This is a genomic window from Prochlorococcus marinus subsp. pastoris str. CCMP1986 (assembly GCF_000011465.1).
GTDB classification, from domain to species: domain Bacteria; phylum Cyanobacteriota; class Cyanobacteriia; order PCC-6307; family Cyanobiaceae; genus Prochlorococcus_A; species Prochlorococcus_A pastoris.
This window is the reverse complement of the sequence record NC_005072.1, coordinates 114,947-130,676: the sequence shown is the minus strand read 5'-3', so window position 1 is coordinate 130,676 and position 15,730 is coordinate 114,947. Positions and strand designations below refer to the sequence as shown.

At 31.1% G+C, this 15,730-nt stretch carries 18 protein-coding genes and 1 tRNA gene; 8 read left to right on the top strand and 11 right to left on the bottom strand.

All coding sequences use genetic code 11. The features are described 5' to 3' along the window. On the bottom strand, positions 1–522 hold the full coding sequence (locus tag TX50_RS00695; RefSeq protein WP_011131771.1) for a photosystem I assembly protein Ycf3: 522 nt from the start codon (positions 520–522) through the stop codon (positions 1–3). Between the two features lie 117 nt (positions 523–639). Between TX50_RS00695 and TX50_RS00690 the strand changes: the two genes are divergently transcribed. From TX50_RS00690 to TX50_RS00680, 3 genes are read left to right on the top strand one after another with little or no spacing between them, the layout of a single operon-like run. Then, complete coding sequence (locus tag TX50_RS00690; RefSeq protein ID WP_011131770.1) at positions 640–2,937, top strand: heavy metal translocating P-type ATPase; 2,298 nt, start codon at positions 640–642, stop codon at positions 2,935–2,937. After that, complete coding sequence (gene tmk, locus TX50_RS00685; RefSeq protein WP_011131769.1) at positions 2,938–3,582, top strand: dTMP kinase; 645 nt, start codon at positions 2,938–2,940, stop codon at positions 3,580–3,582. Beyond that, positions 3,575–4,534 carry a DNA polymerase III subunit delta' gene (locus TX50_RS00680; protein WP_011131768.1) on the top strand — a complete coding sequence of 320 codons (960 nt, stop codon included), beginning with the start codon at positions 3,575–3,577 and terminating at the stop codon, positions 4,532–4,534. Before tmk ends, TX50_RS00680 begins: the two co-directional genes overlap by 8 nt. A gap of 29 nt (positions 4,535–4,563) precedes the next feature. On the opposite strand, the gene TX50_RS00675 is transcribed toward TX50_RS00680, so the two are convergent. Further along, a complete protein-coding gene (locus tag TX50_RS00675; RefSeq protein WP_011131767.1) occupies positions 4,564–5,319 on the bottom strand; it encodes a response regulator transcription factor in 756 nt (251 codons plus the stop codon). A 425-nt stretch (positions 5,320–5,744) separates the two neighbouring features. On the opposite strand from TX50_RS00675, the gene TX50_RS00670 reads away from it, so the two are divergent. Continuing rightward, positions 5,745–6,104, top strand: coding sequence for a DUF7326 family protein (locus tag TX50_RS00670; RefSeq protein WP_011131766.1), 360 nt, complete (start codon positions 5,745–5,747; stop codon positions 6,102–6,104). A 312-nt stretch (positions 6,105–6,416) separates the two neighbouring features. On the opposite strand, the gene TX50_RS00665 is transcribed toward TX50_RS00670, so the two are convergent. The 4 genes from TX50_RS00665 to TX50_RS00650 form a co-directional block, all read right to left on the bottom strand. Continuing rightward, positions 6,417–7,388, bottom strand: a complete 972-nt coding sequence (locus TX50_RS00665) for a heparin lyase I family protein (RefSeq protein WP_036930376.1) — start codon at positions 7,386–7,388, stop codon at positions 6,417–6,419. A 321-nt stretch (positions 7,389–7,709) separates the two neighbouring features. After that, positions 7,710–7,781: transfer RNA gene (locus tag TX50_RS00660), tRNA-Asn, on the bottom strand. 49 nt (positions 7,782–7,830) lie between these two features. Beyond that, on the bottom strand, positions 7,831–8,514 hold the full coding sequence (locus TX50_RS00655; RefSeq protein ID WP_011131764.1) for an ABC transporter ATP-binding protein: 684 nt from the start codon (positions 8,512–8,514) through the stop codon (positions 7,831–7,833). A 1-nt stretch (position 8,515) separates the two neighbouring features. Then, entirely contained in the window at positions 8,516–8,785 is a 270-nt protein-coding gene (locus TX50_RS00650; RefSeq protein ID WP_011131763.1) for a hypothetical protein, read from the bottom strand. A 156-nt stretch (positions 8,786–8,941) separates the two neighbouring features. On the opposite strand from TX50_RS00650, the gene cysK reads away from it, so the two are divergent. Next, the gene (cysK, locus tag TX50_RS00645) at positions 8,942–9,910 is read left to right on the top strand and encodes a cysteine synthase A (RefSeq protein ID WP_011131762.1); all 969 of its coding nucleotides are present in this window, start codon (positions 8,942–8,944) and stop codon (positions 9,908–9,910) included. 16 nt (positions 9,911–9,926) lie between these two features. Then, on the top strand, positions 9,927–10,604 hold the full coding sequence (locus TX50_RS00640; RefSeq protein WP_011131761.1) for a J domain-containing protein: 678 nt from the start codon (positions 9,927–9,929) through the stop codon (positions 10,602–10,604). A 4-nt stretch (positions 10,605–10,608) separates the two neighbouring features. On the opposite strand, the gene TX50_RS00635 is transcribed toward TX50_RS00640, so the two are convergent. After that, positions 10,609–10,851 (bottom strand): NAD(P)H-quinone oxidoreductase subunit O, encoded by a 243-nt coding sequence (locus TX50_RS00635; protein ID WP_011131760.1) that lies wholly within the window; start codon positions 10,849–10,851, stop codon positions 10,609–10,611. Between the two features lie 143 nt (positions 10,852–10,994). On the opposite strand from TX50_RS00635, the gene TX50_RS00630 reads away from it, so the two are divergent. Continuing rightward, a complete protein-coding gene (locus TX50_RS00630; protein ID WP_011131759.1) occupies positions 10,995–11,927 on the top strand; it encodes a TIGR01777 family oxidoreductase in 933 nt (310 codons plus the stop codon). Here TX50_RS00630 and TX50_RS00625 read toward each other — a convergent pair. The 4 genes from TX50_RS00625 to TX50_RS00610 are packed head-to-tail and all read right to left on the bottom strand — an operon-like array spanning position 11,878 to position 14,174. Further along, a complete protein-coding gene (locus TX50_RS00625; protein WP_011131758.1) occupies positions 11,878–12,147 on the bottom strand; it encodes a hypothetical protein in 270 nt (89 codons plus the stop codon). The two genes, TX50_RS00630 and TX50_RS00625, sit on opposite strands and share 50 nt — an antisense overlap. Continuing rightward, positions 12,144–13,343 carry a lipid-A-disaccharide synthase-related protein gene (locus TX50_RS00620; RefSeq protein WP_011131757.1) on the bottom strand — a complete coding sequence of 400 codons (1,200 nt, stop codon included), beginning with the start codon at positions 13,341–13,343 and terminating at the stop codon, positions 12,144–12,146. The genes TX50_RS00625 and TX50_RS00620 overlap by 4 nt, the downstream gene beginning before the upstream one ends. 1 nt (position 13,344) lies before the next feature. After that, positions 13,345–13,773 (bottom strand): tetratricopeptide repeat protein, encoded by a 429-nt coding sequence (locus TX50_RS00615; RefSeq protein ID WP_011131756.1) that lies wholly within the window; start codon positions 13,771–13,773, stop codon positions 13,345–13,347. 8 nt (positions 13,774–13,781) lie between these two features. Further along, a complete protein-coding gene (locus TX50_RS00610) occupies positions 13,782–14,174 on the bottom strand; it encodes a HesB/IscA family protein (protein ID WP_011131755.1) in 393 nt (130 codons plus the stop codon). A gap of 99 nt (positions 14,175–14,273) precedes the next feature. Here TX50_RS00610 and zds point away from each other — a divergent pair, with 99 nt between their 5' ends. Next, positions 14,274–15,728 (top strand): 9,9'-di-cis-zeta-carotene desaturase, encoded by a 1,455-nt coding sequence (gene zds, locus TX50_RS00605; RefSeq protein ID WP_011131754.1) that lies wholly within the window; start codon positions 14,274–14,276, stop codon positions 15,726–15,728. Positions 15,729–15,730 lie beyond the last annotated feature (2 nt).

Here is a 15,730-nt window from a genome sequence, read left to right as displayed (position 1 = left end):
CTAGAGATAAATATCAATTGAACTCCTTCCAGAAGTTTTTAACCAATTTTCAATATCTAAGTATCCACCAGGATAAAGTCTTACAGCCTTAGACCAAACTTGGGCAGCCTTGTCGAACCACATATCTCTTTGATCTAAATCACCATTCTGTTCAGCAAACCTCCCCCTTTTTTCATAAATTAAACCTATATTCTTAAGACAAGATGGCTGTTTTGGATTTTCTTCTAAGGCCTTTTGATAAGTTTCTATAGATCTATCTTCCTCACCATTACTCATATAAATTATTGCCATGTTCTTTAAAGTTTCTCCTCTATCAATTTTATTTTCTTCTAGTAATAGACTTTCATTATAGTAATCCAGAGCTTCTGAATAATCGCCATTATTTTGAGCAGCTAATCCATCTCTGTAATATATGTAAGCTTTTTTTTCTTTATCAGCAATAGGCATAATCTTTACAATAGATTCAGCAATTACAGTAAAAGCTTTATCTATAAAATTGTCTCTGTTTTGATTATTAGGCACTTTTTTTAAATAAAGTTAATATAGTCAATAAAATATCAACTATTTAATAAAGTCTATAACATTTATTACTATAGTAATTAATACAAGCAAGTATTACTATGCTTTCATCGCAAAAATATGAATAGTATTCAATTAAATATTACCGGTATGAAATGTGGGGGTTGTGTTAACACGGTAGAAAATATATTAAAAAATTCGGATGGGGTACAAAATGTTTCTGTTAACTTACTTACTGAAAGTGCATATTTTGAAATTAATAAAACAGTTCCAAACATTGATCAGGTTTTAGAAAACCTCAAGCAAAGCGGTTTTCCCGCAAAGATTTACATAAATGATTTTTCAAAAAAAGTAAATAAAGTTCAATTAGAAAAAAAAAAGAAATGGATTAATCAATGGAAAAAACTTAATTTTGCACTCTTACTTTTATTGTTTTCAGTGTTAGGGCATTTAGCAGAAGGAGGTTTTTTAAATTTACCAATATTAGGAAATTTATTCTTTCATGCTGCACTGGCCACATTAGCTTTATTCTTTCCTGGAAGAGAAATTGTAATCAAAGGATTCAAATCACTTATTAAAAATCGACCAGATATGGATTCTTTAGTAGCTCTGGGAGTAAGTAGTGCTTATACAACAAGTCTATTATCATTAATATTTCCTTCGACTGGTTTTCCCTGTTTTTTTAATGAACCAGTAATGTTATTGGGGTTTATTCTTATTGGACGTTTTTTAGAAGAAAGAGCAAAGTATCAAACAGGTTCTTCTATTGGAGAATTACTAGATCTCCAACCAGAAATGGCAAATATTTATATAGAAGCAAATAAAGTCAAATCAGTCAGAGTACATTCTTTAAAAATAGGAGATGAAATTCAATTATTAGCTGGAGATCGTGTACCAGCTGATTGTATTGTTATCAATGGAAATTCATCTGTAGATGTTTCTCATATTACAGGGGAATCTAAACCTATAGATGTGAAATCAGGTGAACATTTACTTAATGGCTCATTAAATTTAAATTCCACCTTAAAGCTAAAGGTTATCAAAGTGGGAGAAGAAACTTCTCTAGCAAAACTAGTTAATCTTATTGAATCAGTTCAATCTAAAAAGCCTCCAATTCAGAGAATCGCTGATAAGATTGCAGGGAAATTCACATACTTCGTACTTTTTATTGCAACTTCAAGCTTCTTTTTTTGGTGGAAAGGTGCAAAACAAATTTGGCCAGATTTGTTAATAAACAATCATCATGACTTGTTAACCACATCCAACCATACGTTACATAATTCATTAGGTAGTAATGCTGAAAATTTTTTAACTTTAGCCATTCAACTCTCAATTGCTGTTTTAGTAATAGCTTGTCCCTGCGCTTTAGGTCTTGCTACTCCCACAGTAATAACTGTTGCATCAGGTAAAGCTGCAAAAAAAGGCGTTTTATTTAAAGGCGGAGATAAAATAGAAATGGCATCAAAAATTAATCATATTATTTTTGATAAAACAGGGACATTGACCAAAGGTAAACCTTTCATAATCGATTATTTAAATACTGCTGATAAATTATTTCTTTTAAAAATATCTGCAAGTTTAGAAAGTCAAAGCCGACATCCCATAGCTAGCGCATTAGTTAATGAAGCCAAAAAACAAAACCTTAGCTTGTTGACAATTAAAAACATCCATACAGAATCTGGTAGAGGTATATCAGGAGAACTTGATTCAATTGATGGGGAAATCAATATTGGAAGTGTTGAATGGTTGAATAGTAAAGGAGTAATAATTGATAGTAAATCAAAAGAAATATTAGAAAATGAGGAAAACAAATCCCATTCTGTGATTGGAGTATGTATAAATAAGAAGTTACTCGGATTTATTTTATTAGGTGATTTATTAAGAGAGGATTCTATTAGTTCTGTTCAAAAATTAAGAGAGGATAATTATAATATAAAAATTTTAAGCGGAGATAGAAAAGAAACTGTAGTGGAGTTGGCAAAAAAATTAGATAGTCCAGAAGCAGAAATAAAATGGGATCTTCTTCCAGAAATGAAATTAAAAATAATTGAAAATTTAAAGAAGAGCAATAAAGTTGCAATGATTGGAGATGGAATAAATGATGCACCTGCTTTGGCAGCTTCAAATTTAGGAATAGCAGTTGGTTCAGGTACCCAGATTGCGAAAGCGAATGCAGATGTTGTTTTAATGGGAGATCAGTTATCTGGATTACCTTATGCACTTAGTCTTGCAAAAAGAACAATAGGAAAAATTAAACAAAATCTATTCTGGGCTTTTGGATACAACTTGATTGCAATTCCCATAGCGGGAGGTATTCTATTTCCAAAATATGGCATTCTTCTTACACCATCAATCGCAGCATTATTGATGGCAACTAGTTCAATAACCGTTGTAATAAATGCTTTATCTTTAGAATAAATGAGGGGTAAATTTATTGTTATTGAAGGAATTGATGGTTGCGGTAAAACAACCCAAATTGATGAAATTTCTAAATGGATCCCAACTAGTGGTCTTTTGAGAGGAAAGCAAAAATTAGTAAAAACTAGAGAACCTGGAGGAAGCTTATTAGGAAAAAAAATTAGAAATTTAATACTTGATAATCATAAAGATAATAAACCTTCTTCTCTGGCTGAATTATTGCTTTATTCTGCTGATAGAGCAGAACATATTTCCAAAACCATATCACCTGCTTTAGAAAATCAAGACTGGGTACTTAGCGATAGATTTTGTGACTCTACACTTGCTTATCAAGGTTATGGTAGAAATATCAATCTTGAGATTATCAAAAATATCGAATCTATTGTTTGTCAAGGAGAATCCCCAGACCTGACTATTTTTCTAGAAATTTCAGCAGAAGAAAGTGTATTACGAAGGGAAAAGTTTATTCCAGATAGGATGGAATCTGAAGGGATAAAATTCCTAGAAAAAGTTAATGAAGGTTTTAAGTTGATTGCAAAAGAAAAAAATTGGACAACAATATCTGCTTTACAGGATATAAATACTATTACTAATGAAATAAAAGAAACCTTACTAAAAAAGTTTTCTCGAGTAAACAATGATTGATCTTAAAACTGAGAATCTTTTAATTAATCAGGAAGTTAATGAAAATCTAGAAAGCATACTTAAGAGTAAAGCATTTTCCAACGGTTATATATTTTATGGTCCGGAAGGTATAGGGAAAAAACAAACCGCTATGAAATTTATTATGGAAATTTTTAATAAATATTCATCTAATTCAAACATTGAAAAAAAAATCATAGATAAAAACCACCCTGATTTCTTATTAATTGAGCCTACCTATTTTTTTAAAGGTAATCTTATAAATCGTTCAGAAGCTGAAACTACAAAAAATAATAAAGAAACAATAAGAATAGAGCAAATTAGAAATTTAAAGACTTTTCTAGGTCAAAAATCCATTGAATCAGGTGGAAAAATTGTATTAATTGATGATGCTCACCTTATGAATGAAGCAGCATCTAATTGTCTTTTAAAAACACTAGAAGAGCCCTCTAACGGTATATTTATTCTTTTAACTTCTAGGTTAAACTTACTTTTGGATACTATTATCTCAAGATGTCAACTTATAAGATTTAAAGCTTTTTCATATAAACAGCTTGAGATTTTCATAAGAAATAATTTAGATTCTACAGTTTTTGATATTTATAAAGAAATAGATTTAGAGTATTTTATTAATTCAGCAAATGGCTCTCCAGGAAAAATACTGAAAGATATAAAAATTTGGAACCAATTACCAAATGCAATTAAAGAAAACTTGGACTTTCCATTAAGTGATAATTTAGAAATACTAAAAATAACAAAATTAATATCTGAAGAACTAGATATTGATCAACAAATGTTTTTAATAAATTTTGTACAACAAAAATGTTGGGCAAAAACTAGAAACAAAAACATCGTCAAAAAACTAGAAGATTTGAAGGTACATCTTAAAGGTTTTATACAACCACGACTAGCATGGGAAGTAACTTTATTAAAAATAGCAATTGAAGATTTGTAAAGTTACTTAATTACTCATTTGATTAAGTTTTAATTTGTAGATTCAGCAAACTCTTGCATACCATTATCAACCTGAGCTACCGCAGGTAACTCAAGGCAATATCCCGCTCCATAAACAGTTTTTATATATTTTGGCTTGCGAGGTTCAGGTTCTAATTTTGTTCTTAAGTGCCTTACATGAACTCTAATAGTCTCAATATCATCGTCAGGTTCATAACCCCATACTTCCTTTAATATCAGTGCTGGAGAGACTGTTTGACCATGTCTTTGCATCAAACAGTGAAGTAGCTCAAATTCTAAATGGGTAAGTCTCACGGCAGATTCAAACCAAATAGCTTCAAACCTTTCCGGAACAAGAGTAAGAGGTCCATAATTTAAAATTTCTTGTTGGTTAGTTGAATTCAATTGTGCTCTATTAGTTCTTCTCAATAAAGCTTTGATACGAACGTATAATTCCTCTAAATCAAATGGTTTTGTGATGTAATCATCAGCACCTGAATTAAATCCAGTAACTTTATCTTTAAGTCCACCCAAAGCTGTAATCATTAATATGGGAATATTTGAAGTCCTTTCATCTCTCCGCAGTCTTTGGCATAATGTCAAACCATCAACGCTAGGTAACATTAAATCTAGAAGAATTAAGTCAGGAGAGTATTGAAGGGCTAAAGCTTGACCTTTAATACCATCTTCAGCTTTTTGAACATCAAAACCAGAATGTTCAAGATGACCAGATACTAATTCACGCATATCACGATCATCTTCTATCAACAGGATTGAAATTTTCATATCTGACCTATTATTAAACCGAGATTAAGATTTTGTATAACGATTCTCTCAACATTTTGCATTTATTGCAGACCTAATTTAAAGACTTATTTAAGTTATTACAATAAAAAAACTAATTACTTCAATGGATTAGACGGAAATATCAACTAAAAAGAAAATATAAATTTTATAAATTCTTTCGATTTGCTTAATAATTACTTAATAATTCAATATAAATCGGCAAATAACGTCAGTTAAATTTTATTCAAAACATGAATATCAACATCTATGAAAGTAAAAAATTCAGGTGATTGTTATCATACCAATTTAAATCTTTTATTTTTAAACTAAATTTTTTTCGTAGAATATTATGTAAATTATTTGTGACTCAAAATCTTTTTTAGATACTAATTGTTAACTTTATTATAAAAACAAACTGAATATTTATGAAAAAGAAATCTATTACTTACACCGATTTATCTAAAAAGCAGTTACAACATCTAAAAGAACTTTATATTCAAAAAAAAGTTGAATGCATGAGCCATAAAGAGTTAAAAGAATTTGTTTTAGAAATAATTAGCCATCAGATAAACGACACAATTGGAAAAGAGGAGGAAATGGAAGCATGGATGGAAATGTCTAAATTTTATGGCGATCAATTTGAAATTATAATTTTGGAGATTCAACAAAAATTTGCAAACAACGAAAACTTACAAAATTTTGAAGAAGATTCAAAAGAGCATAGATTAGAGTTGCTTGAAAAAAATAATATCGAACAGAATAAACAAGACATGTGGGATGATTAACTCTTTAAAAGTAGGTTATGAGGCGCTTTTAAAGTTTTTCCCTTTAGTTAGTTGTATTTTACGTAAAAAAAGAGACCCGAAGATCTCAATATCTCTTATTTAGGAGAAAATAAACTCCCCGGGCGCAAGTCGGTTTGATATTTCATAAGCGTTCATAGACAGGCATAGTCGCCCAAATTACAAATATCCCTCTTGGAAAACACATAAAAAAACACATTTTATGGGGTCATTTTTTATGTTGCTATTTCCTTCTAACTTCAATTTTGTCAATGGATTTTACCTACTTGAACCTGCTCATCAAAAGATCGCAGATTACCTATTGAGTATCTGATCTAAAGTCTTTTCATCTGAAACAACAATGAAATCATCAAAGTGAATAGTTTGATCGGGGTATTCGATTCCAAATTGTTTTCCTGAATCTCGATAGATACCGATTCTGATATAACTTCCTTTATAACGTCCACGCCAATCAAAGGTGACACCCTTATAATCAAACATCAATTGGTTATCTTTATAAACTTTTACAAAACCATCATCATTCTTTGTATTATAAATTCCAATCTTATATGTGCTCCATTCACCTAATGGAGTTACACTCACTGGTTCGTTCGTTGTGAGTTTGAAATCATCTTCATCTCTGATTTTACCTTCCCTTCTATCTTTTTCCCAACGCACAATCCAATTTCCCCCTTTGTTTTTATACTTTGTTCCGATGTGGTGAACATACCTTTCCTCCCGACTCATAGATTTCCTTGGATTTCCTCCGGTATCTCCCCCTATTTGTAATCTATTTCCATTTTTATAATAACGTAATCCTAAAAGAGGACTCCTTCCCATTTGTTCAAATTGGTTTTTGAATTGAAAAAATAATACTCTGTCGTCGATATGAGTAAAATCCTGTGGAAGTCTTGTTTTGAAACTTATCCACATTTCTTTACCTACAGCTCTTTTTGGTCTTGTCTGAAATTCTGCTCTTTCAGTTTCTTCTCCTCTTTTTTTCTTAGGATCATGATTCCATCCATGTTTCACTGTCACCGCAAGATACTTATTACCATCAGGATCTTCCTTAATTAAAAATGGTTTGAGACCTGCCCCCTTATCGTTGATGAGAAATTTGTTAGTTCTCAGTCTTCCTTCTTCTTGATTTTCAAAGTCTTCAGAAAAATTCCAAGGAGATTTTGTTTTTTTATCTACAGAGTCTGGAACAGGTACCTTTTCCCATGAGTATGAATTACCACTGGTAAAACACATCAATATAAGAAAAAGGTATACAAGTTTTTTCATGTCCGAAAAAAATTTTGAATTTTGATGTAACTGAAATTCGATATCATTCTAGCGTTCTCTAAATGTCACCTGAATACACCATATAAAATAGATGTTTATTCTAAATTTTAGATTGACTGTCAATTACAAATGGTCAAATAAGTTGAATAATAAAATCACATTTTTACAAAGAGCTAAAACACATAAAAAAACACAAAACACATAAAAAAAGCGACTTATTATGGACGTGTGTGATCTAATGGTTTTTGCAATATTGCAAGACATGCCAATAAAAAAGACCCTTATGGGGTCTTATGACACGATAACGTTTATGAAAAGGAACTCCCCGGGCGGGATTCGAACCTGCGACCAATCGATTAACAGTCGATCGCTCTACCGCTGAGCTACCGAGGAACATATAAAAATTTAACTCTTACATGTACCTTATGACAAGGGGTAAACCTTAATTATATTGAAAGTTAAATGGTTTCTGCCAATCTGATAAATTTCCATTCTTCATCTCTGCAACTGCATCTGCATAACTTAATTCCTCTAAACGATGAGTAATCCATAAAGCAGTGAATGGGTTTCTTTTATTCTTTGTAAGGCCCTTAATTATTTCTAAAACTGCTAATTGACTAGAACTATCTAATAGAGCTGTGGGCTCATCCATAAGAATGAAATTCTTATCACTTATCAATGAAGATGCAATAGTTAAACGTTGTTTTTGACCGCCACTTAATGTATGAATCGACCTTTTATCAAATCCAGCTAATCCAACCTTGTTTAGAGCAATGTCAATTTTATTTGAAATATCTTTTCTACTTAAATTTTGATTAATATTCAGAAGAAGTTCACTCCTACAGTTTGGCATTAATATTTGATGATCAGGATTCTGAAAAACCATCCCAATGTTCGCTAATTTATTTATGACTCCATTGCTTGGTATTAGAAGTCCATTAATTAACTTAAGCAAGGTACTCTTTCCGCTCCCATTTTTACCAACAATCATCCATAACCCAGTTTTATTAATAGAAAAATTACAATTATTTATTACATGCTCATTTTTTCCTGGCCATGAAAAACTCACATTTTTGAAAGTTACATTAGGTACTCCATTTTGCAAAGTATCCTCGATCTCGATCATTCTAAATATCTAAGGAAAATCCAGGTCTTTTTGATCCACCAGCAACTGCTGACTTTTCATATATCTGAACAGAAATAACTTCTTTAGCAAGAACAGTTATCAATTTATCTTGAACTTTTTCACAACTTAATTCGATTAAAGGGGAGTTTTGGTTATCACTATTCATAGAATCTTTGATTTCATCATAGATTCTTTTAATATCCTCATACTCTTTCTTCTGAATTGAAAGGGGAAAGGGGGAATATCTTAGACTTATTTCAAGAGAATACATAAAAGAATTGTAAATTTTATATTATAAACAAACTATAGAACAATCTTTTCTAAGAAGTTGTTTTGAAATTAAGTTCAATTTAAAATTTTTTTATAAAAGACGTATAAATACATTTAAAATAATAATGAACAAATTTAATTTTGTAAAAATTTTTCCATGGAAATAGCAGGTGATATTACTTCTTTAGTTGGCAAAACACCATTAGTAAAATTAGATCGCATAAAAAAATACTGTAATTGTCATCCAGAAATAATAGCGAAACTTGAAAGTTTTAATCCATCAGCATCTGTCAAAGATCGTATTGCTTATTCGATGTTAAATTCAGCCGAAAAAGATGGTTTAATTTTACCTGGGAAAACAACATTAATTGAGGCAACAAGTGGAAATACTGGAATTGCTTTAGCAATGGTTGCAGCAGCTAAAGGTTATAGATTGATATTAACTATGCCAGATACTATGAGTATTGAGAGAAGGGCAATGCTAAGAGCATATGGGGCAGAATTACAACTCACTCCTGGCAAAGAAGGAATGAACGGTGCTCTAGATTTAGCAAGTGAATTATCTTCAAGTATTCCAAATAGCTTTCAGTTTAACCAGTTTGAAAATCTTGCAAATCCAGAAATTCATGAAAGGACCACAGCTAAAGAAATTTGGGATCAATCTAATCAAACTATTGATGGATTAGTTTCTGGAGTTGGTACTGGAGGAACCATAACTGGATGTTCTCGATTTCTAAAAAAAGTTAATCCAAATTGCAAAATATATGCAGTAGAGCCCGCAAAAAGCGCTGTAATTTCAGGAGAAAAAGCTGGTTCTCATTCTATCCAGGGGATTGGTGCAGGCTTCGTTCCTAAGGTACTTGACACTCATTTAATAGATGAAATTTTTAAGATAGATGATGAAGAAGCATTTTATTATGGGAGGTTATTAGCTCGATTAGAGGGTCTTTTATCAGGAATTAGTAGCGGAGCTGCTTTGGCAGCAACAATCAAAATAGGTCAAAGGAAAGAGCTTATTAATCAAAGATTAATAGTGATTCTTCCGAGTTTTGGTGAAAGATACTTATCTACAGCAATGTTTGAATCAAACACTGCAATAAAAGCTAGAAAAGACGGTTATCTATAGGCAAGGATATTTAGATATGATCAAAAATCTTTATAAAGAATTAGAGGTAAAGGAAAATGCAACTCAAGGTGAAATTAAATCTTCTTATCGTCGCTTAGTTAAACAACATCACCCCGATGCAGGAGGTGAAAAAGATAGGTTTCTTGCAATACAAAATGCATGGGAGACTCTTAATGATCCTTTTAAAAAAGAACAATATGATAAAACCCTATTTTCATTAAAACAATCATCTAATTTCAGAAATGAAAATTGGGAAGAGAAAGTTAATACAACAAAATATAGTTCTACAATAAAAGATAATGAAGTTAAAAATTGGATTAAAAATATTTATAATCCTACCAATAGATTTATTACCCAAATAATCAAACCTCTGAGTCAAGAAATTAAGGAACTATCTGCTGATCCATATGATGATGAATTGATGGATAATTTTTGCAGTTACATCACTGTTTCCCAAAGAAAAATTGAAAAAGTTGATAAGCTTTATAAGTCAATATCTGTGCCCAATCCAATATCCTCTTTAGGTTTAGATCTTTATCATTGTTTTTCTCAAGTTAAAGATGCTTTATCAGAACTTGATAAGTACACACAAGGATATGTAGATGATTATTTATTTGATGGAAAAGAAATGATGAAAGAAGCAAAAAGAATCCAATCAAAAATGGCTTATGATAAAAAATCTATAATTTCCTGAATAACTATTCTGAAACTATATATTCTTTAATTTGGTCTAATTTAAACCAAACATCTGGTACTGGACGACGCCACCTTACTTGAGCATATTCTTCTTTAATACTTAGAATTTCCCCAGGGCCTTCAAATATATAACTAGGTAAATCTTGATCACTAGCTAATGCTTCGACACTTCCATCATAAATACTTTTATCTATAAAGACTAAGCTTCCTTTCTTAAGAGGCTTCTTGGGTATCGACTCAGTCATGATGAGATTTATTAATTTATTTAGATTTCAAAATTTATTATACAAAAAACTTTTTTCATTAATTTTTTTTAAATTGATTACACCATAATAATTACAATTGATACAAAATTTAAATAGTCTAGATTTATTACATAATTAAAAATATGCGTCTGCTACTCCTTGGATGTACGGGTTTTGTGGGGAAAGAGTTAGTCCCAGCTTTACTCAAAGAAGGCCACGAACTTTGCATTATCAGTAGAAAAAATATTAATAATTTGAAGATAAATATTCCGCTAGATAAATTTAAATTTCTTAAAATAGATCTTTCAAAAAAACAAAATTGGAGCAATGAAAATCTATTAAGTAATTTAAAAGATTCTGATGGGATAATTAATTTAATAGGTGAACCAATAGCAGATAAAAAATGGACTGATATTCAAAAAGAAGAGATAAAAAAAAGCAGGATTAATACAACTAAGTTTTTGATGGAAACCCTGAAAAAATCGAGAATCAATCCAAAAGTCATAGTAAATGGTTCGGCAATAGGTTTTTATGGGACAAGCTTAACTCAAGAGTTCAATGAAAATAGTCAGAGTGGTAAAGATTTTTTAGCCAACCTTTGCAATAAATGGGAGGAAGTTGCGAACGGAAAACCATTTTTCTCAAGATTAGTAATTTTCAGAATCGGAATAGTCTTAGAAGCAGAAGGAGGTGCACTAGGAAAAATGCTTCCAGTATTTAAAATTGGACTGGGAGGTCCAATCGGAGATGGGAATCAATGGATGAGTTGGATTCATAGAAGTGATTTATGTGGATTAATAATTAAAGCACTAGTAGATAAACAATTTTCCGGGGTATATAACGCTGTTGCACCGGAGCCAGTATTAATGAAGTATTTCTCCAAAACTTTAGGTAGATGCCTCAAAAGACCAGATCTACTTCCAGTGCCAGGATCAATACTGAAATTATTATTAGGTGATGGAGCAAAATTAGTACTAGATGGCCAAAAAGTGATCAGTATTAAATTACAAGAAAAAGTATATAAATTTAAATATCCTCTTCTTGAGAAAGCCATTTACGCCTCCACCAAGAATTAATGCCATTAACTACCGCACTTACAATTAAAATAGTGATTAAAGGTGTGATGAGTGGATTCCAAAGATTCTGAAAAATATTAAGGAAAATAAATACTCCATTAATTTGCATAATTACTGCAAAAATAAAAAATATTGCAAAAAAAATAACAACGAATAAATTTATCAATAAAAAATTATCAATAATCACTCTCAACTTTGATTCTGATTTCTGCTTAGTCATTTTTCATGAAACCCTTTTATATCATTAATTATCTTAAGGCATGAATTACTCTCTCCGATTCTTAGATTTGCATTATCAAGACAAGAAACCAAAAACTTTTTGTCTAGCTTTATCAGATAAATAACTTTAAGGATTAGATTTATTGTCTGATTTATTTGATCTTTCTTATTAATATAATTGGTAGAACAAAAAACATATCTACCAAGTAATCTTCTTTGAGCTTCTGCAAAAGATTTTGTAAATTGTGGACCGTTACCTTCAATTTGAATAACTGGCTTTGCTAAACCGATTGCCTGCTCTGATGCAGTTCCAGCCATACTTATTACGAAATTACTTTCAAATAATATTTCTTCAAACAAATTCCAGTTCAAATTAATCGTAATGAATCCAAATGTAAATTCTAGACCATCATTTTTTCCTTTTTTTTCTATGTAAATCCATTTTCGTTGATTTAGTATCTGCCTAATTTCTTCCATAGAAAGAGCTTTTACTATGGCAAACTTGAATGCAATATTCTCAAAATATTGCAACTTAGACATTGTCTCTAAAACTTCTAAAATCAATTTCAAATTATCTAAAAGTTCAGGAAATCTGCTTCCAGGAAATAAACCAATATTAAAAGGGACGATTTTCGGTTTATTTTCAAAAAAAGAAAACTTATCCATAAATGGATTACCTAAAAAAGATACTTTTTTTCTTAATTGTTGAGATAAATCATCTGCTGTTAGAAAATCCCTAGCATATATTTTTTTTGCATATTTTGAGATTAAAAAAAATTTACAGGGCCAAGGTAATTTCAATTTTCCCTCATAGTGACTAGAGTACGCTACTAAATATGTAAAAAAATCTTTTTTTGCAAACCATGCAAAAAAAACAGGAACTATATCTCCAATTACTAAATAGAAATCATATTTATTTTTTAATTTATAAGACAAATATAATTTTTTAAAAAAGTAAATTATTTGTCCTCCAAATATTTCGAATATTCTTCCACTAAAAGAATTATAACCAATACCACCAGTTCTAAATTTTTTGGTTTTACCAATTATTCTTATATTTTCTTTTTTATAATTTTCACCATCACCCACAATAGGTAGTGCATCAACAAGATCACCTTTCTTTACAAAATATTTGGCTAATAAACTACCAGATAAATCTTCTCCATGTCCATTACTTAATAGTAAAATTCTGGACAATTTAAAATTCTAACCATTTATTGATTTTGGTTAATTCTGGCCAGTTTGGATATCTATTAAATCCGTCTTCAACTGACTCTTTTAACTCTGTCTTTACATCAGGCATCATCATTGCCATTTTTTTAATTAATTCAACATGGTCTCTAACACCTTTATTATTTGTAGCCAAAAGAGCTAAGGACAAATTCATTCTTGCTTGCGGGTCTTGCTGATTTAAGCGAACCGCCTCTCTAGCTGCTGCTAATGCTTCTTCGTTATTTTTCAATAGAAGCTGCAGCCAAGATAAACAAGTCCAAGCAGCAAAGTGGTTGGGTATTTGTTGAATGATTTTTTGAAAATCTTGTGCAATTGGGATTAACTCTTGGCCATCTTGATATCTAGATAAGGCAGCATTGAAATCAGATTCAATTGGATTAATGTCATCTGTCATATTTATTTCTAAACTGCAAAAGAGCTTCCGCAGCCACAAGTTTGTGAAGCATTAGGATTAACGAAATTAAAACCTCCACCAATTAAATCTTTACTGAAATCTAGTTGCATGCCGTAAATATACAGAAGACTTTTTGGGTCGCATATTACTTTGAAGGTTTGTTCGGAACTTAATGAATAATCATATACTTTATCATCTGCATTTATTTCATCTCCACCAATAAAATCCATCGTATAACTCATACCACTGCATCCGCCAGATCTTACCCCAACTCTTAGAGCTTTCTTATCAGTCTGATTCTTCAATAAAGAAGATATTTGCTCTATGGCATCATTGGTTATTAAAATTCCCTTTCCGTCATCTGAGGTCTTTATTTTTTCTTCTATTTTTACATTTTCCATAAATACATATAAACGTATAACTACACTATAAAAAATATAGATACATCATGCATATTTCAAGCGATATACAAAGTTGATTTGTTATAATTCATAAAAAAAGTGAAAATAGCAATAGTAGGTTCTGGATTAGCGGGTTTAACAGCGGCAGTTAACCTAGTTGATGAAGGTCATGAAGTAGAAATTTACGAAAGCAGATCATTCTGGGGCGGAAAAGTTGGAAGTTGGGAAGATAAAGATGGTAACCACATAGAGATGGGATTACATGTATTTTTTTATAACTATGCAAATCTTTTTAAACTCATGAAAAAAGTTGGAGCATTAGATAATTTGCTTCCTAAAGAACATACTCATTTATTTGTAAATAAAGGTGGTGATTTAAAATCTTTGGATTTTAGATTTGCCTTAGGAGCTCCTTTCAACGGTCTAAAGGCTTTTTTCACTACCGAACAATTGACTTGGGTAGATAAGTTAAGAAATGCATTAGCTTTAGGAACCAGTCCGATAGTTAGAGGATTAGTAGATTACGAGGGTGCAATGAAGATAATAAGAGACTTAGATAAAATAAGCTTTAAAGAATGGTTTTTAAATCATGGCGGAAGCTTAAGAAGTCTTGAAAGGATGTGGGATCCAATTGCATACGCATTAGGTTTCATAAATTGTCAAGATATATCGGCAAGATGCATGTTAACTATTTTTATGATGTTTGCATCTAAGACTGAAGCCTCTAAACTTAATCTTTTAAAAGGATCCCCTCATAAATGGCTTACAAAACCTATCGTTGATTACATAACAAAAAAAGGATGCAAAATCCACTTAAATCATAAGGTGGACGAAATTATTTTTGAAAAAGAATCTTCCTCTTACTCGGTCACTCAACTTAAAATATCCACTCCTGAAGGCCCAAAGGTTATATTTGCTGATACATTTCTCGCTGCTTGTGATGTTCCTGGAATTAAAAAGATAGTTCCTAAAGAATGGTATCAATTTAAGGAGTTTGAGGGTTTAAAAAAACTCAGAGCGGTTGCAGTAGCGACAATTCAATTAAGATATGATGGATGGGTTACAGAATTAAATAACGATAACAAAAGTCAAAACCCTACAGGTTTAGATAATCTTTTATATTCAGCAGATGCATCTTTCAGTTGTTTCGCAGATTTAGCTTTAGCAAGTCCCGTAGATTATAGAAAGGAAGGAATGGGATCTTTACTTCAATGTGTTTTGACTCCTGGAGATCGTTGGATGGGTAGATCAACAGAGAGAATCACTAAAGAAATTGATTCTGAAGTGCGTCGTCTATTTCCTTCTTCGAAAAATCTAAAATTACTTTGGAGTAATGTCGTACAAGTTCCACAATCACTTTATAGAGAATCTCCAGGTATGGACCCATATAGACCTGATCAAAAGACTTCAATATCAAATTTCTTTATGGCAGGTAGTTATACAAAACAAGACTATATAGATTCAATGGAGGGGGCTACTATGAGCGGTCATCTAGCAGCAGCAGCAATTTTAGATAAGAAAGCTGAATTAGCAAAGAATCTTGCGGTCAGCTAACT